The sequence below is a fragment of the Streptomyces sp. MAR4 CNX-425 genome (genome assembly GCF_048656465.1).
In the GTDB taxonomy this organism is placed as follows: domain Bacteria; phylum Actinomycetota; class Actinomycetes; order Streptomycetales; family Streptomycetaceae; genus Streptomyces.
Map to the genome: position 1 here is coordinate 319,881 of NZ_JBMDLF010000008.1, position 26,986 is coordinate 346,866.

Below are 26,986 nucleotides of genomic sequence, written 5' to 3' on the forward strand. Positions count from 1 at the left end.
TGCACGTTACCGAGGAGATTCACGATGAGCGTCCGCATGTTCCGTGCCAAGATCAAGGAAGACAAGGTCGAGACCGCGGAGAAGGCCGCGAAGGAGCTGTTCGCGGCGATCGAGGAGGCCAAGCCCGAGGGCGTGCGCTACTCCTGGTGCAAGCTCCCCGACGGGCAGACCTTCGTCCTGGTGGTGGACCTGGAGGACGACGAGAAGAACCCGCTCCTCACCATGCCCGCGTTCCAGGAGACGATGAACGGGCTGAAGAACGAGTGGATCTCGGAGCCGCTGGCCGCCGAGATGATGACGTCGGTCGGTACGTACCGCCTCTTCTACTGAGACGTCGGCCCGCCCCGCCGCGGGCGGCGTGGACGGGCGCGCATTTCCGGGACCGCGCGGTTCCGGGTACGGGCGAGAGCCATCGGCCAGGAGCCGGCGGCCGCCACCCCCCCCGCGGGGCCGTGGCCGCCAACTCGATGCCAATCGATAACGAAGGCCCCTTCAAGGCGTGTGGCCGATGCTCATTGCGCCGGCCGGGTGTTTGCGATGCCCCGGCCGGCTCTGGCGAGGAGCTTCTCTCGACGCGTCTTGTCATGAGTCCAACAGAAACGTCGAAACGGAGGAACAGGCGAAGATGCGTAGTCTGAAGAGGTTCCGCATACCGCTCGCCGCCGCCGCGGCGGCAGCGCTCGCCGGTGTGGCAGCCGTGCCGTCCGGCCAGGCGACGGCGGCGGGCACGGGCAACGGCACGCTGCCCGGCGATGCCCCGGTCGAGGTGGTGGCGGAGGGCCTGCACTCGCCCCGCGACCTGACCTGGACGCCCGACGGACGGCTTCTCGTCTCCGAGGCGGGCGGCATCAAACAGCTCTGCGACAGCGCCGACATCATGACGGCGAAGTGCTTCAGCACCACCGGCGCCATCACCGACATCACCGACGGCGAGCCGGAGCGGGTCGTCGAGGGGCTCGCGTCGAACGTGAACAACGCCGAGGTCGTCGGCCCGAACGCGATGGAGTACGTCAACGGCAGGCTGCACGTGCTGATGGCGGGCCACAGCATCGGCATGCCCGACTGGCTGCCCCGGGACCTCACCCGCACCCTCAAGCGCCAGTACGGCCGGGTCCTCCAGATCAAGGGTGACCGGGCCCGCCCGGTCGCCAACCCGGGCCGGGCCGGCTTCGAGTGGATGACGGAGAACCCGGACCTCATCAGCGAGGACCCGACGTCCAACCCCACCTCGATGGCCGCGAAGCCGGGCGGCGGCTTCTACTACGTGGACGCGGCCGCGAACATCCTCGGCGAGATCGACCGCTGGGGGCGCGTCGAGGTCCTCAAGTGGATCCCGAAGGCCCCCAACGGCGCGGACTCCGTGCCCACCTGCGTCGACGTCGGCCCCGACGGCGGGGTCTACGTCGGCCAGCTCACCGGCTTCGGCAACACCGGTAAGAACGCCGCCAACGTCTACCGCTACGACCCGGAGACCGGCGAGCTGAAGGTCTGGGAGAGCGGCTTCGCCACCATCTCCGGCTGCGGCTTCGGCGCCAACGGCGACTTCTACGTCACCCAGTTCGACACGACGGGCTTCCCGTCGCCCGGTGACCCGCAGGGCGTGGTCACCCAGATCGCCAAGGACGGCACCCGCACCGAGCTTGGCCTGGGCAAGCTGTTCGCCCCGCAGGGCTTCCTGGCGGGCCCCGACGGCTCGGTCTACGTCACCAACAACAGCGTGTGGTACCCGGTCGGCACCACGAACCGCTGGGACCAGGGCGAGGTCGTCAAGATCGGCTGACCCCGGCCGCTGACCGCAGCGGAAAGGCTGCCGTCGGCCGGGCACCCGGCCGACGGCTTCCTTGCCGCGGCGGCCGGCTTCGGCCGAGCGCGTTGTCACCACCACCAGCTCACCCCACTTTTCGAGGAGATGAGAGCTCGATGCGACGTCTCGCACGATGTCGGATGCCGCTTGCCGCCCTGGCGGCGGCAGCGCTCGCCGGTGTGGCGGCCGGATCTTCCGGACCGGTGGCCGCGGCCGCCGATCACGGCAGAGGTTCGGGCACGCTCAGCAAGGACGCCGAGGTCGAGGTCGTCGCGGAGGGGCTGTACTCGCCGCGCTCCCTGGCCTGGGGCCCGCGCGGCCGGCTGCTGGTCTCGGAGACCGGGACCCCGCCCCTGACGGCGCCTTCCGAGTGCAACATGCAGTCGGAAGAGATCGTCATGGAGATGAAGTGCTTCGGCTTCACCGGGTCGATCGCCGACATCAGCTCCGGTGAGCCCAAGCGCATTGTGAAGAACCTGCCCTCGGCGCTCAACCTCCAGGACATGATCGGCCCGAACGGCCTTGCCTACAGCCGGGGCCGCCTCTACACGCTGCAGGCGGGCGCGCCGCAGGCCGTCCCGGACGGCGACTGGCTGTCCGACGGCCTGCGGAACAAGATCAAGCCCGTCGTCGGCACCCTGATGGACGTCACCAACCCCCACCGGCCCCGCGTGGTGGCCCGGCCGGGCGAGGCCGACTACGACTACATCAACGACAACCCGGACCCGACGCCCGACTTCGACGTGGCGAACCCGTACTCGCTGACGAAGAAGCGGGGCGGCGGCTTCTACTACGTGGACGCCGGCGCCAACGTGCTCGGCGAGATCGACCGGTGGGGCAACACCGAGATCCTCACCAGCTTCCCGCCCAGCCCGGCCGGCTCCGACGCCGTACCCACCTGCGTCGACCAGGGCCCGGACCGCGCCGTCTACATCGGCGAGCTGACCGGCCACGGCAACACCGGCGAGGACGGCGCCAAGGCCGCCAAGGTCTACCGCTACGAGCCGTGGAGCGGTGACCTGGAGGTCTGGCAGCGCGGCTTCAGCGCCATCACGGGCTGCGGCTTCGGCAAGAAGGGCGACTTCTACGTCACCCAGGCCACCTCGTCCGGCTTCCTGCCGACGCCCGACGACGAGGGCGGCAGCGTCATCCAGATCGGCCGGGACGGCACCCGCACGGAGCTGGCCAAGGGCGAGCTCTTCTTCCCGCACGGCTTCCTGGCGGGCAAGGACGGGTCGATCTACGTGACCAACAAGTGCCTGTGGTGGCCTCCGGGCACCACCGGCGACTGGGACGGGGGCGAGGTCGTCAAGATCGGCTGATCGGCGACCGGACGTCCTGCCGGGGCCGGGCCGTGGCTGCCAAGCCGCCGGCCCGGCCCCGTTCACTTTCCACCGCAGTGCTGTAACGGAGGGGTCTTCATGCGAGTTGGCATCTGGTTCGTCGGCGCCCGCGGTTCGGTCGCCACCACCGCCCTCGTCGGCGGGCTGGCGCTGCGCGCCGGCCTGGCCGATCCCGTGGGCTGCGTCACCGCCCACCCCGAGCTGGCCGCCGACGCGCTGCCGGGCTTCGGCGACCTGGTCTTCGGCGGCCACGACGTGAGCACCGGCCCGGTGGCCAAGAAGGCCGAGCAGCTCGCCGCCGCCGGCGTCGTGCCGGCCCGGCTCGTTCACGCGCTGGCGGCCGACCTCGCCGGGGCAGAGTCCGAGCTGCGGCAGGCGCCCGCCGGCGACACGCAGGCCGAGACCGCCGCGGCGGTCGTGGCCGACATCGAGGCGTTCGCCGGGCGCCACGGCCTCGCCCGCGTCGTCGTCGTCAACGTCGCCTCCACCGAACCCGTCGCCGACCCGCACCCGGCGCACGCGAGCCTCGCCGCGCTCGACGCGGCGCTGGCCGCCCCCGGCCAGGTGCTGCCGCCCAGCTCGCTCTACGCGTACGCGGCGTTCACGGCCGGCTGCCCGTACGTCGACTTCACCCCCTCCACCGGGGCGCGGCTGCCCGCGCTGGACGAGCTGGCCGCCGCCCGCGGCCTGCCGTACGCGGGCCACGACGGCAAGACCGGCGAGACGCTGCTGAAGTCCGTGCTGGCGCCGATGTTCGCCATGCGCAACCTCGCCGTCCGCTCCTGGTCGGGCATCAACCTCCTCGGCGGCGGCGACGGCGCCAACCTCACCGAGCCCGGCGCCAACGCGGCGAAGTCCGTCAGCAAGCAGCGCGTCCTGCGCGAGACGCTCGGCTACGCGCCCGAGGGCGACACCCACATCGACTACGTCGCCGACATCGGCGACTTCAAGACCGCCTGGGACCTCATCACCTTCGGCGGCTTCCTCGGCACCTCCATGCGGCTCCAGTTCACCTGGGAGGGCTGCGACTCGGCGCTCGCGGCGCCGCTCGTCCTCGACCTGGCCCGGATCTCGCTGGCCGCGCACGCCGCCGGGCGCTCCGGGCCGCTGACGCAGCTGGCCTTCTTCTTCAAGGACCCGCTCGGCGACGGCGACCACGCGCTGCCCGCGCAGTGGGACGAGCTGCGCACCTTCCTCGACGGCCTCGGCGACGCCGGCTCCGGCGGCTGAGCCCTGGAGACCGCGTGAAAAGCCGGGCAGGGCGCGGTGCTGCGCGCCCTGCCCGGCCGTCTCCACCGGCGGCGACGGCCGCCCGCGCGGCGGTGGCTAGGCGGGGTAGTTTCCGTAGCGCCGCTCCCGTCCGCGCAGGTCCCGCATCGCGGTGTCGAACTCGGCCTTCGTGATGTCGGGGAACAGGACGGGGGAGAAGTGCAGTTCGGCATACGGGGACAGCAGCGGGAAGAAGGACGACATCCGGATCGCCCCGCCCGTGCGGATGAGGTAGTCGACGTTCTGCGGGACGTAGGCGTTCTCGGCCAGGATCTCCTCGGTCATCTCGGGGATCTTGCCGTTGAGCCGGTTGAAGATCTGGACGACCTCCTCGGTGAGGGACATCCCCATGATGTAGTGCAGGGTGAAGTCCGCCTCCTGATTCGACTTGTCGCGCAGTTCCTCCAGTTCGATGAGGTACCGCTCGGGCACCAGGTGCAGCGATCCGGAGAAGTCGAAGCTGAGGTTGTCGTGGACGCGCCTGACTATGTCGTTGAACGCGACCAGGAACGTCGTCACCGCCGGCTCGGGGCGGCTGAAGTTCGCGGCCGAGGAGGTCGTGATGTACAGGGTTTTGATGCCCTCCCCGCGGGCCCACCCCATGAACTCGACCAGCTTGTCCGCCATCGCCTTGTAACCGTCGTCGAGGGAGACACCGTTGGCCTTGGACCAGCGGCGCATTCCGTCGGGCAGCAGCATCAGATTGGTCATTCTGATCTCCTTCGGTTGCGTGTTCTGTCTTCTCGTGGGCGTACGCGCGCAGGCGTGACCGCGCGAAGGCCGGAAAGCATTCGACGAAGAGAGGTGAATTCGGTTCGCGGGCGGCCGCCGCCGGGCTACGGGACGGCGAGCCCGGCGGCCTGCGGCAGCCGGCCGGCGGCGTTGGTGGCCACCGCGAGCACGCCGCCCAGCCAGGGCGAGTAGTCGTCCGGGCGCGCCGCCAGGTCCGCGCGCAGCTGCTCCGGCGGCACCCAGCGGACGTCGGCGACCTCGGCCGGGTCCGGGTCCAGCGGCACGTCCGCGGGCACCTGGCCGATCACGACGTGGTCGTATTCGTGCTCGACCCGGCCGGTGTGCGGGTCCTCGGCCCGGTAGAGGTAGACGCCCGCCTCGTGCAGCGCGACCCCGCTCAGCCCGATCTCCTCGACCAGCCGCTCGGCGGCGGAGGCGACCACGGCCTGCCCGGGCGCCGGGTGGCCGCAGCAGGCGTTGGCCCAGCGCAGCGCGAACCGGGTCTTCACCTTCGCCCGCTGCTGCAACAGGACGCGGCCCGTGCCGTCGAGCAGCAGCACCGAGTACGCGCGGTGCAGCCGGCCGGGCGCGGCGTGCGCCTCGGAGACCTTGAGGGAGCCGAGGGGGGTGCCGCCGGCGTCGACGAGTTCCACCAGTTGCGATTCACGGGTAACCATGGCGGGTCTCCTGGCTGCTGGGAGGGACAAGGCTGGCACGTCTCGCTGAGGAGGCCAGGACAGCGGCCGGTCCGGTTACCCCGTGCAGTTCACTCGGGCATGCCGGGATTCGACATAACTCGTGCTCCGCCGACATTCCCTCTCCGTAACCGTGTGCGGACGTGGATAAACACTCTCCAAGACGGGCGGGGGCCGTCAAGGTCGAGCCGGGTACACAGATATTGTCAGTTTGGGGACCGCCGCTCCCGGTGAAATTCCATTCCGGTGGCCGGTATTCCGGCGGCTACTCATGGCTGGATTTCGGTGTTTCCATCGGAGGCGGCGGCGAGACCGCGCTCCACCGCGGCGATGATCTGTGGCCGCAGCTCCTCGGGGCGGATGATCGCGTCCACCGAACCCACCCGCTGCGCCCGCTGGATCGAGTGCACGCCGTCGAACTCCGCCGCGACCTCGCCCAGCTTCTCCGCGCGCACCGCCGCCCACACGTTCTCCAGCCGGCCCGCGAGCTGCGCCCGCTCCCGGCCCGAGGCCGCCGAGATGCGGGCCTCCAGGTCCGCCACCCGGGGGTCGGCGGCCGTACGGGAGTCGACCTCCGCGGCGAAGACCACCGCCGCGGCCGGCGCGCCGCCGAGGACCGAGGCGTACGAGCCCTCCACCGCCAGCACCGTCATGCCCGGGTTCAGCGCCTTGGAGAAGACCACGAACGCGCCGCCGTGGTAGCGCGAGATCACGCAGAACACGATCGGGCCGCGGAAGTTGACGATCGCCCGGCCGATCTCGGCCCCGTACTCCAGTTGCAGCTCGCGCATCGACTCCGGCGACCCGTCGAATCCGGAGAGGTTCGCCAGCACCACCAGCGGCCGGTTCCCGCTCGCCGCGTTCACCGCCCGCGCGACCTTCTTCGACGAGCGCGGGAACAGCGTGCCCGCCGTGTACGCGTCCGGGCCGTCGGCCGGCGGGAAGCCGCGCCGCCGCACCGACCGCGACTCGATGCCCACCAGGCACACCGGCAGCCCGCCCAGGTGCACGTCCTGCACCACCGCCGTCTCCGCCTCGGCCATGTCGGCCCAGCGCTCCAGCACCGCGTGGTCCTGGTCGGCGAGCGCGCGCATCACCGTGCGGATGTCGAACGGCTTCTTGCGGTCCGGGTTGGTCTCGGGGGCGAAGATCTGGCCGACCGTGGTGAACTCGCTGCCCTCGACGGCGTGCGGGAAGTCGCAGACGTCCCGGTCGGCCGGGTCGGTGGTGGCCGCCCGGCGCGGGCCCGTCTCGCCCGGCAGCACGTAGCTGTGGTCGTAGTGCGACAGCAGCACGTCCCGCGCGGCCTTCAGGTCCGGCGCCCAGTACTGCGCCTGGCCGTTGGGGCCCATCACCCGGTCGTAGCCGCCGATGCCGAAGTTGTCCTCGGCGGAGACGCCGCCGGAGAAGTCCAGCGACCGCTTGCCGGTCAGCACCATCGCCGAGTCCGGCGTCATCACGAGCACGCCCCGGGTGTGCATCAGCATCGTGGCCTCGGCGTTCCAGTACGGCTGCGCGCCCACGTTGACGCCGGCGACGACCACGTTGACCTCGCCGCCGCCCTGGGTGAAGTGCACGATGCGGCGCAGCGCCCGCGCGATCCAGTCCATGTTCTCGGTGCCCGAGTCCATCGCGATCCGGGCGCCCGCGCTCAGCGCGTACCACTCGACCGGCACGGCCAGCCGCTCCGCCAGGTCCAGCGCCGCGACCACCCGGGCGCACTCCGCCTCCGACAGCGCGCCCAGCGCCTTCACCGGGTCGCCGAGGAGCACGACGCGGGTCACGCCCTCCGGGTAGCGCTCGGTCGGCGTGGTGGCCACCCCGGCCACGATGCCGGCCTTGTTGAGGCCCTTGGGTCTCTGCACCGGGACCAGCGCGCCGGCATCGTCGAGGTCGTGCTCGGTGAACGTGCCGCCCGCGCCGGCGATCATGCCGAACAGCTCGTACGGGTAGACCGTGCCCCGGCGCCGCACCCGCAGCACCTTCTGGCCGTAGTCGTCCAGCGGCTGAATCAGGTCGGTCGGCGGGTCGGTGACGCGCAGGCTGACGCCGGCGGCCAGGTCGTACGACACCTGCACCGCCGCGGGCACCAGCCCGCCGCGCCGGTCGCGCCGGCAGCCGAGGAACAGCACCTCCTCCACGCCCAGCCCCGCGGTCGTCGGCAGCACCCGCCGCGCGACCGCGTCGAGGTCCGCGAGCGTGAGGTCGCTGGGCGGCCGGACGTTGATGAAGATGCGGTTGGTGTCCTGGCGCTTGCTCGCCGGGTGCCGGATCTGCTCCTTGCGGATCGCGTCCAGGCAGGCGCCGAGCGCCGCCTCGACCTCCGGCAGCGCGAGGATGCGGCCGTCGTCGTCGCGCAGCGCCGTCAGGTCGCGCACCTGGGCCATGGCCACCAGCCGCTCGTCGGACCGGTTGTTCGGCGCGACGCAGCGCAGCAGGTAGACCTCCTCGTTCGCGGACGGCAGCCGGGTGAGGTCGAAGTTGCGCAGCCGGCGCAGCAGCAGCCGGCGGCCGATGAGCGGGTGCATGCCGCGCATCAGCTTGTCCTCGACCAGGCCGTCCGCGGTCGGCAGGAACGTGAAGTGGTGCGGCGCGGCGCCGTCGCGGCCGGCGACCGTCGTGGTGATGCGGTGCAGGCCGCCGGGCAGCTCCGCGGCCGACAGCGAGGTGCGCAGCCCCGCGGCCATGGCCTCGGCGTCGGCCGGCCGGCCGGTCCAGGTGAGGTAGAACTCGGCGACGACGGCCGTGGAGTCCGGCTCGGCCGCCGCCGCCTCCGCCACGGTCGCCGCCGCGGCGGCGAGGTCGTCGTAGTCGGAGACGGTCACCAGCAGCCGGTGCGAGACGCCGTCCAGGTCGTACGCGCCGAGGACGAACGGGCGCCCGCCGATGGAGTCGCAGCGCACGTCGGACAGCCCGTGGTCGCGGTACGCGCGCCGGCACAGCACCTCCAGCAGCGGGTCCGGGAGCGCGCCCGACCGGCCGATGCGCTCGCCGAGCAGCTGCACCAGGGACTCCGAGCTGGCCGACATGTCGGCGATGCGCGCGTCGCGGTCGGGCGCGTCCGGGTGCGCGTCGAGGTGGGCGAGGTGCTCGCGCACCTGGGCGTAGACCTTCTCGCGGGCGGTGCGCAGCAGCGGTTGGGCGAACCAGCGGTACACCAGGCTCCGGGCGAGCGCGCCCACCGACGGGAAGCGCAGCTGCGTGGCGCGGAGCAGATGCTCCAGCGCCCGGCTCACGGCCGGGCGCGAACGGGCCGGCGGCGGCTCCTCGTTGAGCCACTGCTGCAACAGGCCGGTGACCACCGCGACGTCCGTCCCGGCGGCCTGCCGGGCCAGGAAGATGCGGAAGACCGCCTCCTCCAGCGCGGGCGTACGGTCCAGGGAGTCGATGCCGTAGTGGCCCAGCACCCGGGTCAGCCGCTCCCGGAAGCCGTCCGACAGCCCGGCGCGCTCGGCGTCGAGGCTCTGCAGGTAGGTGTGGAAGTACTCGCGCGGGCTGCGCACCCACGTCTCGGCCGGGACCTCGTCGCGCTCCGGCTTGTTGCGGCTCAGCTCGGAGAGGTCGGCGAAGACCTCCAGCAGCCCGGCCTCGGCGGCCAGCGGCCGCTCCGCCAGCTCGGCGCGGACCGCGAGGTGCTCGGCGAGGGTGACCTCCGCGCCGCGCGCGTCGGCGTCGAAGCCGAGCAGCCGGCTGCGCAGCTCCGCCAGGCCGCGGTCGGCGCGCTGCGCCGCCGTCAGCCCGGCGGGCTCGGCGGGCAGGTCCAGGTCAACGCCTTCGGCGGTGGCGGCGGCCGCGTCGAGGTCGTCCAGCGGCTCCAGCCGCACCAGCGGCGCGCCGGTCTCGACCTGGCTGCCGACCGAGACCAGCGACTCCTTGAGCGACGCCCGGAACGGCGCGCGCAGCACCGTCTCCATCTTCATGCTCTCCAGCACCAGCACCGGAGCGCCCTCCTCGACCTCGTCGCCGACCCCGAGCGGGGTCGCGACCACCAGGGCCGGGGCGGGGGAGCGGACGACGCCGCCCTCGTCGCGGGCGACGCGGTGGGTCACGCCGTCGACCTCGACCAGCTGGACGGCGCCGTGCGCGCCGGTGGCCAGCCGGAAGCGGCGGCCGTTGAGCTGGATCTGGCCGGTGTGCGCGTCGAACCGCTCCAGCGTCGCGTCGACCGTACGCACGGACTCCGCCGGGTCCCCGGGGCCGCCGGTGACGAAGCCGACGCGGTAGCGGCCGGGGCCGGTCTCCACGACGGTGAGCCGGTAGCCGACGCCGCGCAGCGTGAGGTCGACGGGCCGGCCGCTCTCGTGGTGCACCTGCGGCCGGCCGCCGCGCGCGGTGGTCAGCAGCCGCCGCAGCTCGGCGCGCTTGCCGTCCTCGTACGCCTCGATCGCCGCGGCGGCGAGCGCGACGCCGGAGTGCCGCGGCGACGCCAGCCCGCCGCCGGCCCGTACCCGGTCGATCCAGCCGGTGTCGGCGCTGGCGTCGATCACCTCGGGCTCGTCGAGGAGGTCGAGGATGAAGCTCTTGTTGGTGGTGCCGCCCTCGATCAGCACGGTGGTGTCGCGCATCGCGTGCCGCAGCCGGGACAGCGCCTCGGCGCGGTCCCGGCCGTACGCGATGATCTTGGCGATCATCGAGTCGAAGTCGGCGGGGATGGAGTCGCCCCGGCTGACGCCGGTGTCGACCCGGATGCCCGGGCCGGTCGGGAGGTCGAGCCGGGCGATGCGGCCGGGGGCGGGCGCGAAGTCGCGGTCGGGGTCCTCGGCGTTGAGCCGGGCCTCGACCGCGTGGCCCAGCTCGGCGGGCTGGGTGCCGGTGAGCCGGCCGCCGGCGGCCACGTGCAGCTGCGCCTTGACCAGGTCCATGCCGGTGGTGGCCTCGGTGACCGGGTGCTCCACCTGGAGCCGGGTGTTGACCTCCAGGAAGGCGAACATGCCGTCCTTGGGCTGGTACAGGAACTCCACCGTGCCCGCGCCGCGGTAGCCCACGGCGAGCGCCAGCCGTTCGGCCGCCGCCTTCAGCCGCTCCGCCTGCTCCGGGCCCAGCACCGGCGAGGACGACTCCTCCACGACCTTCTGGTTGCGGCGCTGCACCGAGCAGTCGCGTACGCCCAGCGCCCACACCCCGCCCTGGCCGTCGGCGATCACCTGCACCTCGACGTGCCGGGCGCTCACCAGCAGCCGCTCCAGGAACACCGCGCCGTTGCCGAAGGCGCGCTCCGCCTCCTGGCTGGTGCGCTCGAACGCCTCGGTCAGCTCCTCCGCCCGGTGCACGGCCCGTACGCCCCGGCCGCCGCCGCCCGCGGTGGCCTTGAGCATCAGCGGGTAGCCGATCCGCTCGGCCTCGCGCAGCGCCGTGTCCAGGTCGTCGACGGGGCCGCGGCTCCACGGCGCAACGGGGACGCCGACCTCCTCGGCGAGCAGCTTGGCGCTGATCTTGTCGCCCAGCTTGCGCATCGCCTCGGCGTCGGGGCCGACGAAGGCCACGCCCAGCTTCGCGCACAGCTCGGCGAAGGCCGGATCCTCGGCGACGAAGCCCCACCCGACCCAGGCCGCGTCGGCGCGGGTCTCGACGAGGGCGCGCTCCAGCACGGCGAGGTCGAGGTACGGGCGGTCCGCGGCCCTGCCCAGGTCGTAGGCGAGGTCGGCGGCCCGTACGAACGAGGCCGTGGCGTCGGCGTCGGTGTAGAGCGCTACGGTCTCGGTCCGCGGCCCGCCGGCGGCGTTGAGCTCTCCGACGGCCTGGATGAGCCGCATCGCGGCCTCGCCGCGGTTGATGATCGCTATACGGCTGAACACCGGGTCGACCCTCCCAAGGTCAGCGACGGAAGAAGGCGGCGGGTGCGCCGCCCGTGGCCGTGAGACGGTCCTGCACCCCAGCGGACGAGTCGCGGTGCGGTGGCTGCTCACATGCGTGTCGGCGGACGCGCCGACGGCTGTTCCGCCGGCGCGCCCGCTCAGCGGGTGGGGCCGGGGGTGGCCCGGCCCACGGGTGCTTCAGGATTGTTCTTGGAGTTTGTCGTGGAGGATGCGGGACAGTTCGACGCGGCGGGTCTTCAGGGTGGCGGTGCGTGGGAGTTGGGCGAGGGGGAGGTGGACGGGTGCGGTGAGTTGGGGGTAGTCGGTGGTGGCCTGGCGCCAGCGGTCGGGGTCGACGGGCTGGTCGTCGCGGGTGCAGACGATGGGGACGGCGGTGGCGTCGGGGCCGGGGACGACGGCGAGTTCGACGAGTTCGGTCAGGCGGTCCAGGACGGCGTCCTCGATTTCCAGGACGGAGCCGACGCCGGGGATGGTGTCGATTTCGCGGTCGAGCATGTGCAGGCAGCCGGCGCGGGTGCGGTAGCCGACGTCGCCGGTGCGCCACCAGCCGTCGTGGACGTTCTCGTCGTAGCGGTCCTGTTCGCCCAGGTAGGTTTTGGCGATGCCGTCCCAGCGGACCTCGATGAAGCCGGGGTTGTCCTCGCCGACGGGGGCGTCGTTTTGGGACACGACGCGGACTCTGGCGCTGCCGGGCAGGGCGAAGCCGACGCAGCGGCCGTCCATCTCGCGGGCGTGGCGGCGGTAGTAGGGGCGGCCGACGGCGGGGCCGACCTCGGACTGGCCGTAGATCTGGAAGAACTGCGGTGCCCGGCGCCGCGAGGAGTCCAGCAGGCGGCGCACGGTCCGCGGGTGGATGGCGTCGAAGGTGGAGGAGAAGTACTTCACCGACGCGAACGGGCGGCGGGGGTCGTCGACGAGTTCCTCCCAGGCCAGGAAGGAGTTGGGCAGGGCCTCGATGAGCCCGGGCCGGTTCTTGACGAAGAACTTCGCCACCGCGTCCGGGCTCTGGTCGTTGACCAGGAGCGTCGGCATGCCCTTGGTCAGGACCAGGGCCATCGCGGCGAACAGCCGGGAGTGCACGAACGGGATACTGATCGCGACGGTCTCGCGCCGGGGCATGACGCCGAGCATGAACAGCTGCGGGCGCAGCCGGGTGCGCATGGTGCGGGCGGTGTGGACCACCAGCTTCGGCAGGCCCGTCGTCCCCGACGTGTGCGTGATCATCGCCGGCTCGTCCAGCCCCGTGAAGACCGGCCGGATGCCCGGGGAGTCCTCCAGCCCGGCCAGGTCCGCCACCGTGATCACCGACTCGGCCAGCGTGTCGAGGTCCTCACCGGCCAGCAGTTGAAGCTTTGCGGCGTCGGTCAGCAGCCGCGGACGGCCCAGACGCCGCATCAGCGCGGCGACGGTGGGCGCGTCCAGCGCCGGGGACAGCATCACCGGCACCGCACCCACCCGCGCCGCGGCGGTGCCCAGGATCCACGAGTCGAAGTTCGGCCGCTTGTAGACCACCAGATGATCCCCGGCCCGCAACCCCGCCGCCGCCAGCCGCCCCGCCAGATCACCCACGTGATACGCCAGCTCATTGACCGTGATCCGACGCCCCGCCTGTGGCAGCACATCCAGATCATGATCCAGCGTCAGCAACACCGACCCGTGCCGCACAGCCGCACGCTGCGCCAACACACCCAAAAACAACCCACGTTTGTGCATCGGACTCTGGTTCATGAGGTCCTCCACCCAGACCAGCGTCGTTCCCGGATACCGACGGATGAACGTGCAGTCCCGCAGCCACGCTCACCCAGCATCCGGGACCACGCTTGGCCACCGCACACCATCGACTTGGCGTTCACTTGGCGATTCGTCATGCGTCATTCGACAGAGCGGGCCGGTTCGCCTCAGGCGGTGATGACCTGGGGCTTGCCGACGGGCGCGTCTTCCTCCTCGGTCATCTCCTCGGCGATGCGCATGGCCTCGTCGATGAGCGTCTCGACGATCTTGGACTCCGGCACGGTGGCGACGACCTTCCCCTTGACGAAGATCTGGCCCTTGCCGTTGCCCGACGCCACGCCCAGGTCGGCGTCGCGGGCCTCGCCCGGCCCGTTGACGACGCAGCCCATCACGGCGACGCGCAGCGGGACCTCCATGCCGTCGAGCCCGGCGGTCACCTCGTTCGCCAGCTTGTAGACGTCCACCTGGGCCCGGCCGCACGAGGGGCACGAGACGATCTCCAGGCGGCGCTCCTTCAGCCCCAGCGACTCCAGGATCGCCGCGCCGACCTTGACCTCCTCGGCCGGCGGCGCCGACAGCGACACCCGGATCGTGTCGCCGATGCCCTCGGCCAGCAGGGCGCCGAAGGCCACCGAGGACTTCACCGTGCCCTGGAACTCGGGGCCGGCCTCGGTCACGCCGAGGTGCAGCGGGTAGTCGCAGGCGGCGGCCAGCTTGCGGTACGCGGTGATCATCACGACCGGGTCGTGGTGCTTCACGGAGATCTTGATGTCCCGGAAGCCGTGCTCCTCGAACAGCGAGCACTCCCACAGCGCCGACTCCACCAGCGCGTCCGCGGTCGCGCTGCCGTACTTCTCCATCAGCCGCTTGTCCAGCGAGCCCGCGTTCACGCCGATACGGATCGGCACCTCCGCCTCCGCGGCGGCCTTGGCGATCTCGCCGACCTTGTCGTCGAACGCCTTGATGTTGCCCGGGTTCACGCGGACCGCGGCGCAGCCCGCCTCGATCGCCGCGAAGACGTACCGGGGCTGGAAGTGAATGTCCGCGATCACCGGGATCTGCGACTTGCGCGCGATCTCCGGCAGCGCGTCGGCGTCGTCGGCCGAGGGCACGGCGACGCGTACGATCTGGCAACCGGACGCCGTCAGCTCCGCGATCTGCTGCAACGTCGAGTTCACGTCGGCCGTCACGGTGGTGCACATCGACTGCACGCTCACCGGCGCACCGCCGCCCACCAGCACGGCCCTGTCGTCGTGCCCGAGCTTCAGCTGCCGGCTCTCCCGCCGGGGAGCAACCTGCTGCGGCACCTTGGGCATGCCCAGGTCCACCACGTTTGATCATCCTCTCAATTGGGTCGTGCCGGGCCGGAGTCCGGACCCCGACGGTCTCGCTCTGCGTCAGCGGTCGCGGTACGCGACCCGCTCCGCCATCCTGTCCAGCCGTTCCCGCCAGCCGTCCGCCAGCGGCGCGTCCGCGAGCGCCGCCCGCGCGGTCCGTACGAGCTGGTCGATCCGGTCCTCCACCTCCTGCCGCACGCCGGAGGCGAGCAGCGCGGCGTGCAGCCGGGCGGGGTCCCAGTTCTCGCCGTCGGCGACCAGGGCGGCGACGTCCGCGTCCTTGGTGGCCGCGAGGGCGAGCAGCAGGTTCATCTTGTGTTCGCTGATGTCCAGGCCCGCGGGCTTGCCGGTGGCCGCGGCGTCGCCGAAGGCGTCCAGCAGGTCGTCGCGGAGCTGGAACGCCTCGCCGGCGGCGACGCCGTACGCCTCGAACGCCTCGCGCAGGTCCTCCCGGCCGGCGATGGCGGCGCCGAGGGCCAGGGGCCGGTGGATGGTGTACTGGCCGGACTTGCAGACGGCGACGTAGCGGGCCAGGTCCGGGTCCGGGGCCAGCTCGGCGGCGAGGGCCATGTCGAGCTGCTCGCCGATGAGCATCTCGGTGCCGAGGTGCGCCCACACCTCCCGGGCGGCGTCCGGCAGGCCGCCGGTGATCCGGTTGGCGTAGCTGAAGGCCAGGTCGCCGGCGACGATGGCGACGCTCTCGCCGTAGCGGCGGGACTCGCCGGCCCAGCCGTGCCGCTCGTGGATGCCGGCGTGCTTCACGTGCGCGGTCGGCCGGCCGCGCCGGGTGGGGGAGTTGTCGAGGACGTCGTCGTGGATGAGGGCGAAGGCGTGGAGTAACTCCAGACCCGCGGCGGCGTTGACGACCGCCTCCTCGGCGGGCGAGCCGTCGAGGCCGCCGCCGGCGGCCAGGTAGCCGCTGATGCAGAAGGTCGGGCGCAGCCGCTTGCCGCCCGCGGCGACCAGCTCGGCGATGGACTCGATGGGCTGCGCGGCGCGGGCGTCCACGCCGCCCCAGCGCTCGGTCTCGGCGCGCAGCAGGCCGTCGATGCGGGTGACGGCGCGGGCGAGCAGCTTCTCCCCGTCCTCCCCCGCCGGCGGTTCGGCGGCCTCGGCCTCGGCCTCGGCGCGCTCCGCGGGGGTTTCGAGCCCCGACGGCGGCCGGAACACGACGGTCTCCTTCGCGGTCACCTCCGACTCGGTGTCGACGTAGCCGAGGGTCGCGAGCCGCTCCATGACCTGCTGGACGAGGATCTCCGGCGCGCTGGCGCCGGAGCTGACGCCGACGGTCTCGACGCCCTCCAGCCAGGCCGGGTCGAAGTCGTCGACGGACGGGACCAGCCTGGCCGGGGTGCCGTGCGCCTCGGCGACCTCGACCATGCGGATGGAGTTGCTGGAGTTGGTGGCGCCCACGACCAGGACGAAGTCGCTGCGGGCGGCGATGGCCTTGACGGCGTTCTGCCGGTTCTGGCTGGCGTAGCAGATGTCCTCGCTGCCCGCGCCGACGATGTCGGGGAAGCGCTCCTTGAGGATCGACACGATCTCCGAGGTGTCGTCCAGCGACAGCGTGGTCTGGGTCAGGAACGCCGCCTCCGTCCCCGGCGGCAGCTGGACCTGCCGCGCCTCCTCGGCGTCCTCGACGATCAGCGTCCGGTCCGGCGCCTCGCCGTAGGTGCCCTCGATCTCCTCGTGGTCGGCGTGTCCGATGAGCAGCAGGGTGCGCTCGTCGCGGGCGTAGCGCCGGGCCTCCTGGTGCACCTTGGACACCAGCGGGCAGGTCGCGTCGATGACGTTGAGCTGCCGCCCGGCGGCGTTCTCGCGCACCTCGGGCGAGACGCCGTGGGCGGAGAAGATGCACACCGCCCCCTCCGGCACCTCGCTCTCGGAGTCGACGAAGACCACGCCGCGCTCCTCCAGTTCGTGCACGACGTGCTGGTTGTGCACGATCTGTTTGCGTACGTACACGGGCGCGCCGTGAATCTCCAGCGCGCGCTCCACGATCTCGATGGCCCTCTCGACGCCGGCGCAGAAGCCACGCGGCTCTGCGAGAATGACCTTCTTGCCGCCCGTTTGCTTCCTTTTTTCCACCGCGATAGCCATATGGGACAGGGTGCGGAATCCGTGGGACGAGCGTCAACAATCACGGTGGGGCAACATCTTGTCACGCCCCTTTCGAAACCGCTCCCACCTGCGCGTTCGTGGGTTGTCGACGGTGTGCCGGGACAAAAGGAGAAGGCCCGCGCCAAGACGCGCCGACGCGGAAATGCGCCGGGCGTCCGCACGGGCCGGAGCCGAATAGTGGAGCGGCGGACGAGCGCTCCCGCGTTACATGAATAATTGTCTCGTCCTACCGCTCCACAGCCATGATTATGACGGTGCTCCTTGGGCCGGACTGGGCTCCGACTTGGCGTTGGCTTGGCGGCTCGTGAGCCCGCCGGTCGATCGATCATTTGCCCGAAAAATGACAAGAGTCTGTCATGCCGGGCCGCCAGCAACATGTTGCCTCTCAAGACTCCTTGCTGAATTCGGTGCGCGCCCCGAGTGTTGTTCCATGACACTTCTTGATTCGCTCCGTGGTCCGCAGGATCTCAAGGACCTTGGGCCGAATGAGCTCACCGGCCTGGCCGCGGAGATCAGAGACCGATTGATCTCCACGGTGTCGGCGAACAGTGGGCACCTGGGTCCGAACCTCGGGGTCGTGGAGCTCACCATCGCCATGCACCGTGTCTTCGACTCCCCGCGCGATCCGCTTATCTTCGACACCGGCCACCAGGCGTACGTGCACAAGCTGCTGACGGGTCGGCAGGAGGAGTTCGCCACCCTGCGGCAGCCGGGCGGCATGTCCGGATACCCGTGCCAGGCGGAGTCGCCCCACGACCACGTGGAGAACTCGCACGCCTCGACCTCCCTGTCGTACGCCGACGGGCTGGGCAAGGCGTTCAAGCTGCGCGGCGAGGACGACCGCACGGTGGCCGCGGTCATCGGCGACGGCGCGCTGACCGGCGGCATGGCCTGGGAGGCGCTGAACAACATCGCCGCCGCCAAGTCCAACCGCGTCGTCGTCATCGTCAACGACAACGGCCGCTCGTACTCGCCGACGCACGGCGCCATCGCCACGCACCTCGCGCAGGTGCGGACGTCGCAGAAGTACGAGAACGTGCTCGCCTCCATCAAGTCGACGCTGCCGAAGACCCCGCTGGTCGGCGCGCCCCTGTACGAGACGCTGCACGGAATCAAGAAGGGCCTGAAGGACGTCCTCCAGCCGCAGGTCATGTTCGAGGACCTGGGCCTGAAGTACGTCGGCCCCATCGACGGCCACGACCAGGCCGGCCTGGAGCTGGCGCTGGCCCACGCCAAGGACTTCGGCGGCCCGGTGATCGTGCACGTGCTGACCCGCAAGGGCCACGGCTACGCGCCCGCGGAGAACAACGACGAGGACCACCTGCACCAGGTCGGGGCCAACACCGACCCGCTCACCGGCACGCCGGTGAAGAAGGGGTCGCGGACCTGGTCCCACGTGTTCGCCGACGAGATCCTGAAGATCGGCGGCAAGCGCGAGGACGTGGTCGGCATCACCGCGGCGATGCTGCACCCCACCGGGCTCGCGCCGTTCGCGAAGGCGCACCCGGACCGGGTCTTCGACGTCGGCATCGCCGAGCAGCACGCCGTCACCATGGCGGCCGGGCTGGCGATGGGCGGGCTGCATCCGGTGGTGGCGCTCTACTCGACGTTCCTCAACCGCGCCTTCGACCAGATGCTCATGGACGTGGCCCTGCACAAGCTGCCGGTCACCTTCGTCCTGGACCGCGCCGGCGTCACCGGTCCCGACGGCGCGAGCCACAACGGCATGTGGGACGGCTCCATCAGCCAGATGGTCCCGGGCATGCGCGTCGCCGCGCCGCGGGACGCCACCCGGCTGTCGGAGCTGCTGACGGAGGCACTCGACGACTCCACCGGGCCGACGCTGCTGCGCTGGCCCAAGGCCCCGGCCGGCGAGGAGGTCCCGGGCCTGGGCAAGCTGGGCGGCATGGACATCGTCGCCCGCCCCGTCGAGGGCACCGCCGCCGACGTGCTGCTCGTCGGCGCCGGCGTGATGGCCGGGGTGTGCGCCGACGCCGCGGCCCGCCTCGCGGACCAGGGCATCGGCGCGCTCGCCGTGGACCCGCGGTGGGTCAAGCCGGTGGACCCGGCGCTGGCGGCCGCGGCCCGGGACGTACGGCTCGTGGTCACCGTCGAGGACAACGGCATCTCCGGCGGCTTCGGCGACGCCGTCTCCCGCGACCTGCGCGACGCGGGCGTCGCCACCCCGGTGACGTGCTTCGGGCTGCCGCAGGAGTTCCTGGACCACAACACCCGCGGCGGCATCCTCGAACAGGCCGGGCTCACCGGCCAGCACATCGCCCGCTCCGTCACCGAGGCGGTCTCCGGCCGCCGCAGCGACAGCGCGGACACCGTCGTCGGCTCCCGCTGAGCACCGCCGTACGGCCCAGGGCCGGCCGTCCCCGACCGGGGGGCGCGCCGGCCCTGCCGCCGTGCGCGGGCCCGCTAGCCGGCGAGGGCGATGTCCATCTCGTCCAGCTCCGCCTTGATGTCGATCGCCGAGATCCGGCCGTCGGTGACGGTGAGCCGGAACGCCACGTGCGGCCGCCCCCCGACGACCCACACCAGGCCCTCCGTGCCGTCGACGTCCGCCAGCACCGGCGCCCACGTACGCCCGGCGAAGACCCGGTTGACCGCGTCCGGCCCGCGCAGCTCCGCCTCGACGCCCATCTGCACGGCGGCGGGGTCCGAGCGCAGCACGATGTCCGGGTCCAGCAGCTCCAGCAGGGCCTCGAAGTTGCCCTCCCGGGACGCCGCGAGGAACGCGCTCGCCAGGCTCGTCTTGCCGCTGCGCACCGCCGCCGCCGCGCCCTCCCGGTAGACCCCCACCGGCGTGGTCTTGGCGACCGGCGTGGCGTGCTGCACCCGCCGCCGGGCGCGGCTGGCCAGCTGCCGGGCCGCGGCGGGGGACCGGTCCACGATCGCCGCGATCTCGTCGAACGGCACGGCGAACATGTCGTGCAGCACGAACGCCAGCCGCTCCGCCGGCGACAGCGCGTCCAGGACCACGAGCAGCGCGAGGCCCACGGAGTCGGCGACCAGCGCCTCCTCCTCCGGGTCGTCCGGCGCGTGCTCGTCGCGGGTCTGGCCGGCCCGCTCGGTGTCCACCAGGTCCTCGGGACGGGACTTGCGGGACTGGAGCATGTTCAAGGAGACTCGGGCGACGATGGTGGTGAGCCAGCCGCCGAGGTTCTCGACCCGGCTGGTGTCCGAGCGGCTCAGCCTGATCCACGCCTCCTGGACGGCGTCCTCCGCCTCGTCGGTCGAGCCGAGCATCCGGTACGCGACGGCGCGCAGACGAGGGCGATCGGTCTCGAATCTCTCGGCCAGCCAGTCGTGTTCATGCATCTGGTCAGATCCTCCCACCCGTCAGCTCGGGAGTGAGCTTACTGGGTGAACGGGCCGGTGTGACCTGCGCCCCCGCATGATCCGCGAGGTGGGCAAACGCGTTGCCAAGTCGTCACCAAGCCGATCGCAAGCGAAATGGGCAAAGATACCGCTTGTGCACCGTGCTGAATGCACGGATGGCACGGCTGAATTCGTTGTAACCCGGGGTCTGACGACGGGAAACTTCGGGGAAATCTCTACCTACAGAAGGTGGATGCCAGGCATGTCGACTCTTTGCAAACCTGCGGTGAGTGTGCCGGAATACGTCATCACCATGGCAGAGACCCTCGAATTCGCCAAGAAGGTGCACGCGGGAAAGCCGCAGCTGCCGCTGGCGCTTCGTCTCATCGAGAAGACCGGGGTGCGCAAAAGGCACATCGTCCAGCCCATCGAGAAGACGCTCGACCACCCGGGTCTGGAAGAGCGCAACCGGGTCTACGAGGTCGAGTCGAAGCGGATGACCCCGCCGGTCATCGAAGAGGCCCTGGCGAACGCGGACGTGACCCCCCGGGACATCGACGCGATCATCTACGTGTCCTGCACCGGGTTCCTCATGCCGTCGCTGACCGCCTGGCTCATCAACACCATGGGCTTCCGCTCCGACACCCGGCAGATCCCCATCGCGCAGCTCGGCTGCGCCGCCGGCGGCGCAGCCATCAACCGGGCGCACGACTTCATCCGCGCCTACCCGGACACCAACGTCCTCATCGTCTCCGCCGAGCTGTGCTCGCTGTGCTACCAGCCGGAGGACGACGGCATCGGCTCGCTGCTCTCCGACGGCCTCTTCGGCGACGCCGTCGCCGCCGCCGTCGTCCGCGGCCGCGGGGGCACCGGCGTCACGCTGGAGCGCAACGCCTCGTACCTCATCCCGGACACCGAGGAGTGGATCTCCTACGCCGTCCGCTCCACCGGCTTCCACTTCCAGCTCGACCGCCGGGTCCCCGGCACCATGGAGCCGCTCGCGCCGGTGCTGCGCCAGCTGGCCACGAACCACGGCTGGGACGTCGAGAAGCTGGACTTCTACATCATCCACGCCGGCGGCCCGCGGATCCTGGACGACCTGAGCAAGTTCCTCAACACCGACCGGCACATGTTCCGGCACAGCTGGTCGACCCTGACGGACTACGGGAACATCGCCAGCGCCGTCGTGCTGGAGGCGCTGCGCCGCCTCTTCGAGGAGAACTCCGTCCTCCCCGGCGCCAGCGGCATGATCGCCGGCTTCGGCCCCGGTATCACCGCCGAGATGTCGGTCGGCAGCTGGGTCGGCGACGGCCCGCGGGAGCACGCGACCGGCACGCCCGTCGCCGCCGCCGTCGGCTGAGCCGCGCCCCGGCCCGCCCGCGCCTCGGCACACACCACGAAGGGGTAGAGATCGTATGACCAGCCTGGTCGTCCCGCCCGGTCAGGGACGGAAGCTCATCACCAAGGCGCAGGAGGTGACCTTCAAGGTCACCGGCGCGGACAACGGCTTCGCCTCGACCTTCGAGGTCGTCGTGCCCCCCGGTTTCGACGTCGGCGCGCACGTGCACCAGGACGCCAAGGAGTTCTTCTACGTCCTCGAAGGCGAGCTGGAGGTCTTCGCGTTCGAGCCCGTCGCCCGCACCGAGGACACCTGGCACAACTGGGAGTCCCCGGAAGGCGCCAAGCCCCTGCGCGGAGGCCCCGGCAGCTGCATGTTCGTGGACAGCGGCACCCCGCACGCCTTCCGCAACCCCACGGACACCCCGACGCGCATGCTCTTCCAGAGCTCGCCCCCGCCGGACCACGAGCGGTACTTCGAGGAGATCTGCGAGATCTTCTCCAGCGGCGAAACCGTGGACCCCGGCGCCGTGCAGCTGCTGCGGGACCGCTACGACGTCAACCAGATCACGCCGCTTCGCTACGGGTGACCGGCAACCGGTCTCCTGCAAGCGCCACGGAGAGGGCACGATGGACAGCATTCCCTTGGTTCACGCGAGTTTGGGCAAGCAGGAGCTGGCCGCCGTCGAGGAGGTGTTCGCCTCCGACTGGACGGCCGGCCAGGGCCCCCGGGGCAAGGCCCTGGAGGCCGAGCTGGCCCAGCGCTACAGCGTCGCCGACGCGGTCACCCTGAGCAGTTGCGCCGCCGCGCTGCACCTCGCCCTGCTCGCGCTGAAGGTGGAGCCCGGCGCCGAGGTGATCGTCGCCGACTACACCTTCCCGGCCCCCGCCCACGCGGTGCGCTACGTCGGCGCCACGCCGATGTTCGCCGACGTACGCGCCGACACCGGCACCGTCGACCCGCGGGCCGTCGCGGACCTCATCGGCCCGCGCACCGCCGGCATCATCGCCGTGGACACCGTCGGGCTGCCCGCCGACTACGCGGAGCTGCGGCAGCTCGCCGACCGCCACGGCCTGTTCCTCGTCGAGGACGCGGCCTGCGCCATCGGCGCCACGTACCAGGGCCGCCCGGCGGGCTCGCTGGCACCGGTCGCCTGCCTGTCCTTCCACGGGCGCAAGGGGATCACCAGCGGCGAGGGCGGCGCCCTGCTCGCCGAGGACCCGGCGATCGGCGCGGACGTGCGGCTGCGCTCGTCGTTCGGGATCGGGAGCATCTTCGACAAGGCCCGGGTCATCGGCCTGCCGATCCCGATCTTCACGGACGTCGGCTACAACTACAAGCTGTCCGACATCTCCGCCGCGATCCTCCAGGTGCAGCTCGGCCGGGTCGAGGAGCTGCTGGACCGCCGCAACGTGGTGGCCGCGCGCTACGCCGAACTCCTCAAGGACGAGGAGCTGGTCACCGTGCCGCACGTGCCGGCGGACCGCACCCACGCCTGGCAGTCCTACCTGCTGACGCTCGACCCCGGGGTCGACCGCGCCGGCGTCGCCGCCGACCTGCGCGCCCAGGGCATCGGCTGCGGGCACGGCACCTGGGCCAGCCACCTCCAGCCCGCGTACGACACCGACCAGAGCTGCCCCGTCTCGGCGGACCTCGCGCAGCGCCAGCTCGCGATCCCGATGCACGCGGAGCTCTCCGTCGACCAGGCCGAGCGCGTCGTGGAGGCGCTGCGGGCCGCCCTGCGCAACAACGTCAGTTCGGCGCGGCGCTACGAGGGACCGGCCGCGTCCCGTACGAAGACTTCCGGCACCGGCCGGCAGGCCACCAAGGGAGGAGCGGCATGAGCGACGGCCGTCCGACGTCCGATCGGATAATGCGGCTCATCACGGGCTACTGGGCCACCGGCATCGTGGGCACCGCGTCGACGTACGCGCTGTTCACCCACATCGAGGACGGCGCCCGCACCGTCGACGCACTCGCCGCGCGCGCCGGGATCTCGGTCCGCGGCGCGCAGGCGCTCCTCGACGGGCTCGTCAGCCTGGAGCTTCTCGAACTGCGGGCCGGCGAGTACCGCAACACCGAGGAGGCCGCGGCCTTCCTGGTGGACCACCGGCCGACCAGCCTCACCGGCTTCGCCAAGGTCAAGATGGGCCACATGGGCTCCCTGGTGGACCTGCCCGACGTGGTGCGCGAGGGCGCCCCGCTGACCACCTCGGTGGTCGAGGTCGCCGACAACCCGCACTGGGAGGCGCTGGTCCAGGCGCTCGCCGCGCAGTCCGTCGCGGTGGCCGAGGTCGCCGCCGACGCCCTCGGGCTGGCCGGCGCCGGCGAGTTCTCCGTCCTCGACATCGGCGGCGGCTCGGGCATCTACTCCGCCACCTGGCTGGGCCTGAACCCGGCCGCCCGCTCGACCCAGCTCGACTGGGCGCCGATCAACAACATCGCCCGCCGGCTGCTCGCCGAGCGCGGCGTCGGCGACCGCGTCGACCACATCGACGGCGACCTGCACACCACCGAGCTGGGCGAGGCCGCGTACGACTATGTGGTGTACTCCAACATCGCCCACCAGGAGGGCCCCGAGGACAACATGGCCCTCTTCGCCAAGGTGAAGAAGGCCCTGAAGCCCGGCGGCACCCTCGTCATCTCCGACTACGTCGTCGACGACGACCGCGGCGGCCCGCGCTTCGCGCTCCAGTTCGCCTCGGAGATGCTGCTGAAGAGCAGGCACGGGAGCACCTGGCGGCGGGCCGACTACCACGCCTGGCTCACCAAGACCGGGTACGAGGAGATCACGTTCCAGCCCACGCCTTCGCCGACCACACTGATCTTCGCCCGGTAAGGGACGAGCCGGTCGTGTGCATGGGGGAGCGGGACAGGTCATCGGAGGGAACGCAGTGAGCAGCCCTGTTGGCAATCGAAAGGACGCCTCGGCGCACGCGCCGTCGGCGGTCGTTCCCGGCACCTCCCGTGAAGTGACGCCATGAGCGCCGGCGTCGTGGTGGCACCGAAGGAGGAGCACGAGGAGGCGCTGGGACTCGCCGACCTGTTCGCCGGCCGGACGACCAGCCCGGCCGGGTACATCGGCGCCACGCCCACCTCGCTCATCGGCCGCGCCCGGGACCTCGACCGGCTGGCCGCCGCGCTGGCCACGCCGGACGCCGGGCTGGTGACGGTCACCGGCCCGGCCGGGGTGGGCAAGAGCCGGCTGGTCATGGAGTACTTCCGGCGCCTGGGCCCCGGCCCGGGCGGCACCGTCGAGGTGTTCGACTTCGGCCAGGTCACGGACACCGCCGTGGGCGCGCTGATGCTGCGCCAGCTCAAGGAGCAGTTCCACGAGGGCTCCACCTCCGTCCGCTCGGCCCTGGAACGCCTCGGACCCGGGCGGCACACCGTGCTGTTCGACCACTACGAGGATGTCGCCGATGAGCTGGCGCCACTGCTCGCGGAGTTCCGGCGGAGCTGCCCGCAGGTACGGATCGTCACGGTCGGGACCGCCCGGCTCGGCCTGTACGGCGAGCGGGTCGTCCGGCTCCGGCCGCTGGCGACGGGCAACGGCGTACCGGCCGACCTGCCGGCCGTCGCGCGGATACCGGCCGTGGAGCTGTTCGTACAGTGCGCGCGGGCGGTACGGCCCGAGTTCAAGCTGACCGCGGCCAACTCCCGGCACGTGCTGGCCCTCTGCCGGCTCGTCGGCGGCCTGCCGTTCGCCATCGAGCTGGCCGCCGCGCAGGTGAAGCTGGCCGAGCCGGACCTGATCCTGGAGCGCTTCGAGCGCGGCGCCGGCGACCTCACGCGCCTGGACCGGCACCCGTACTCCCGGCACGCCGGCGTCTCCGACATGGTGGCCTGGGTCTTCGCCCGGCTGCAGCCGGACGAGCGCGCGCTGCTCGACCAGCTGGCGGTCTTCGAGGGCCCGTTCACCACCCGCGCGGCGGCCGGCGTGCTGGCGGGCTTCGACGCGGCCGGCTACCGGACCATGGAACGCCTCATCGACGCCAGCGTGCTCGTCCCCGACGAGCGGCACGACGGCGAGCTGAGCCTGAGCATCCCCAGCCCGGTGCGGTCCGCCGCGGTCCGCTCGCTGGCCCGGCAGCCCGGCTACCCGGCGCTGCGCCGGGCCCACGGCGAGTACTTCCGTACGCTCGCCGCCGCCCGCACCGGCCCCGAGCCCGGCGCCGCGGCCGCGCCGCGCCCCGCGCCGGGCCCGGAGACGCAGGCGGACCTGCTCGCCGCCTTCGGCTACTGGCGGGAGGCCGGCGACGGCCGGTCGATGGCGGTGCTCGCGGGCGCGCTGCGCGAGCAGTCCGCCGGCACCGCCCAGATCCGGCAGTGCCTGCGGCTGACCGAGGAGGTGCTGCGGACGGGCGTCGAGGACGCGCGGCTGCACGCCCGTACGCTGGAGGCCGCCGGCGAACTCGCCATGCGGCTGGGCTCCGCCGCGGCCCGCGGCTACCTCGCCCAGGCCCGCGACGCCCACCGCGCCGTGCACGACGACGCCGGCGTGGTGCGCTGCCTGGGGCTGCTCGGCGACGAGGCGTACACCGCCGGGGACCTGGAGCGGGCCCGGCGCCGGTTCGAGGAGGGCCTGGCCGTCCTCGCCGCGCCCACCCGCCCCGGCGGCGCCGGCGCCACGGGCGACGCCGCGGCCGCCGCCGGCCGGTACCTGACCCGGCGGCTCGCCGTGGTGCTCCGCGAGGCGGGCAACCTCGCCCGCGCCGACGAGCTGGCCCGTACCGCCCTGGCGGCGGAGCTGGGCCGCGAGGACTTCGGCGGCGCGGTGCCCGCCCGCTACGTCCTGGCCTCCGTCCGGCTGCTGGAGCACGACTCGGCGGAGACGCGCGCCCTGTTCGCCGACGCCGCGGAGCAGATCGGCGGGCTGCCGGACGTCGCGGAGCAGCCCGAGTGCCTGGAGCTGCTGGCGATCGCGCTGTACAAATGGCGCCGTATCACCGACTGGCGGCTGCTCACCGCCACGCTGGGCCTCGCCGAGCGGCTGCGCCGGCGCCAGGGCCTGACCCGGCCGCGCCCGCTCACCGACCTGACCACCGCGATCCTCGCCACCGCCAGCCAGGAGCTGACCGCCGACGACTACACGTGGGCGTGGCGCTCGGGCGCCGACCTCTCCTGGGAGGCGGCCATGCGGCTGATGCCGGCCGAGGAGACGAAGCCGGCCGTGGCCGCTCCGGAGGTGCCCGACGACATCGCGGACATCCTCACCAAGCGGGAGCTGGAGGTCGCGCTGCTGGTGTCGGAGGGGCTGACGAACCGGGTCATCGCCCGCAAGCTGGGCATCGCGGAGTGGACCGTCGTGAACCACCTGCGCAAGGTGATGCGCAAGCTGGGCTGCCAGTCCCGCGTCCAGGTGACCAGGCGGCTGGCCGTCGGCTGACGCCGGCGACCGGGCCGCCGCCCGCGGCTGTCCGCGGCAGCTCTCGTTGCTGTCGCGGACGGCCGCCGGCGACCGCGGCGGAA

General features: G+C 72.2%; 17 protein-coding genes. 10 read left to right on the plus strand and 7 right to left on the minus strand.

Annotation, left to right across the window (positions count from 1 at the left end; genetic code table 11):
- Positions 1–24 precede the first annotated feature (24 nt).
- From ACHZ99_RS23330 to ACHZ99_RS23345, 4 genes are all read left to right on the plus strand, one after another.
- Complete coding sequence (locus ACHZ99_RS23330; protein WP_420306653.1) at positions 25–330, plus strand: hypothetical protein; 306 nt, start codon at positions 25–27, stop codon at positions 328–330.
- A 295-nt stretch (positions 331–625) separates the two neighbouring features.
- The gene (locus ACHZ99_RS23335; protein WP_420306654.1) at positions 626–1,780 is read left to right on the plus strand and encodes a ScyD/ScyE family protein; all 1,155 of its coding nucleotides are present in this window, start codon (positions 626–628) and stop codon (positions 1,778–1,780) included.
- Positions 1,781–1,944: 164 nt separating this feature from the next.
- Positions 1,945–3,126: a ScyD/ScyE family protein gene (locus tag ACHZ99_RS23340; protein WP_420306655.1), complete on the plus strand. Its 1,182-nt coding sequence runs from the start codon at positions 1,945–1,947 to the stop codon at positions 3,124–3,126.
- A 99-nt stretch (positions 3,127–3,225) separates the two neighbouring features.
- Entirely contained in the window at positions 3,226–4,377 is a 1,152-nt protein-coding gene (locus ACHZ99_RS23345) for an inositol-3-phosphate synthase (RefSeq protein WP_420306656.1), read from the plus strand.
- 96 nt (positions 4,378–4,473) lie between these two features.
- Here ACHZ99_RS23345 and ACHZ99_RS23350 read toward each other — a convergent pair whose 3' ends face one another.
- The 6 genes from ACHZ99_RS23350 to ACHZ99_RS23375 all read right to left on the minus strand — a co-directional run bounded on the left by ACHZ99_RS23350 (position 4,474) and on the right by ACHZ99_RS23375 (position 16,827).
- Positions 4,474–5,127 (minus strand): undecaprenyl diphosphate synthase family protein, encoded by a 654-nt coding sequence (locus ACHZ99_RS23350; protein WP_420306657.1) that lies wholly within the window; start codon positions 5,125–5,127, stop codon positions 4,474–4,476.
- A gap of 125 nt (positions 5,128–5,252) precedes the next feature.
- Entirely contained in the window at positions 5,253–5,825 is a 573-nt protein-coding gene (idi, locus tag ACHZ99_RS23355) for an isopentenyl-diphosphate Delta-isomerase (RefSeq protein ID WP_420306658.1), read from the minus strand.
- A gap of 287 nt (positions 5,826–6,112) precedes the next feature.
- Positions 6,113–11,638, minus strand: a complete 5,526-nt coding sequence (locus ACHZ99_RS23360) for a carboxyl transferase domain-containing protein (RefSeq protein WP_420306659.1) — start codon at positions 11,636–11,638, stop codon at positions 6,113–6,115.
- Between the two features lie 198 nt (positions 11,639–11,836).
- Entirely contained in the window at positions 11,837–13,387 is a 1,551-nt protein-coding gene (locus ACHZ99_RS23365; protein ID WP_420306728.1) for a class I adenylate-forming enzyme family protein, read from the minus strand.
- Between the two features lie 170 nt (positions 13,388–13,557).
- The gene (gene ispG, locus ACHZ99_RS23370; RefSeq protein ID WP_420306729.1) at positions 13,558–14,706 is read right to left on the minus strand and encodes a flavodoxin-dependent (E)-4-hydroxy-3-methylbut-2-enyl-diphosphate synthase; all 1,149 of its coding nucleotides are present in this window, start codon (positions 14,704–14,706) and stop codon (positions 13,558–13,560) included.
- An 81-nt stretch (positions 14,707–14,787) separates the two neighbouring features.
- Positions 14,788–16,827, minus strand: coding sequence for a 4-hydroxy-3-methylbut-2-enyl diphosphate reductase (locus ACHZ99_RS23375; RefSeq protein WP_420306660.1), 2,040 nt, complete (start codon positions 16,825–16,827; stop codon positions 14,788–14,790).
- Between the two features lie 451 nt (positions 16,828–17,278).
- Between ACHZ99_RS23375 and dxs the strand changes: the two genes are divergently transcribed.
- Complete coding sequence (gene dxs / locus ACHZ99_RS23380) at positions 17,279–19,198, plus strand: 1-deoxy-D-xylulose-5-phosphate synthase (RefSeq protein ID WP_420306661.1); 1,920 nt, start codon at positions 17,279–17,281, stop codon at positions 19,196–19,198.
- A 74-nt stretch (positions 19,199–19,272) separates the two neighbouring features.
- On the opposite strand, the gene ACHZ99_RS23385 is transcribed toward dxs, so the two are convergent.
- The gene (locus ACHZ99_RS23385) at positions 19,273–20,175 is read right to left on the minus strand and encodes a sigma-70 family RNA polymerase sigma factor (protein WP_420306662.1); all 903 of its coding nucleotides are present in this window, start codon (positions 20,173–20,175) and stop codon (positions 19,273–19,275) included.
- Positions 20,176–20,437: 262 nt separating this feature from the next.
- On the opposite strand from ACHZ99_RS23385, the gene ACHZ99_RS23390 reads away from it, so the two are divergent.
- From ACHZ99_RS23390 to ACHZ99_RS23410, 5 genes are all read left to right on the plus strand, one after another.
- Positions 20,438–21,535 (plus strand): type III polyketide synthase, encoded by a 1,098-nt coding sequence (locus tag ACHZ99_RS23390; protein ID WP_420306663.1) that lies wholly within the window; start codon positions 20,438–20,440, stop codon positions 21,533–21,535.
- 55 nt (positions 21,536–21,590) lie between these two features.
- Positions 21,591–22,103 (plus strand): cupin domain-containing protein, encoded by a 513-nt coding sequence (locus tag ACHZ99_RS23395; RefSeq protein ID WP_420306664.1) that lies wholly within the window; start codon positions 21,591–21,593, stop codon positions 22,101–22,103.
- Positions 22,104–22,143: 40 nt separating this feature from the next.
- Positions 22,144–23,358 (plus strand): DegT/DnrJ/EryC1/StrS family aminotransferase, encoded by a 1,215-nt coding sequence (locus ACHZ99_RS23400; RefSeq protein ID WP_420306665.1) that lies wholly within the window; start codon positions 22,144–22,146, stop codon positions 23,356–23,358.
- Positions 23,359–23,387: 29 nt separating this feature from the next.
- Positions 23,388–24,353, plus strand: a complete 966-nt coding sequence (locus ACHZ99_RS23405) for a methyltransferase (protein ID WP_420306666.1) — start codon at positions 23,388–23,390, stop codon at positions 24,351–24,353.
- A gap of 141 nt (positions 24,354–24,494) precedes the next feature.
- Entirely contained in the window at positions 24,495–26,903 is a 2,409-nt protein-coding gene (locus ACHZ99_RS23410) for a LuxR C-terminal-related transcriptional regulator (protein ID WP_420306667.1), read from the plus strand.
- Positions 26,904–26,986 lie beyond the last annotated feature (83 nt).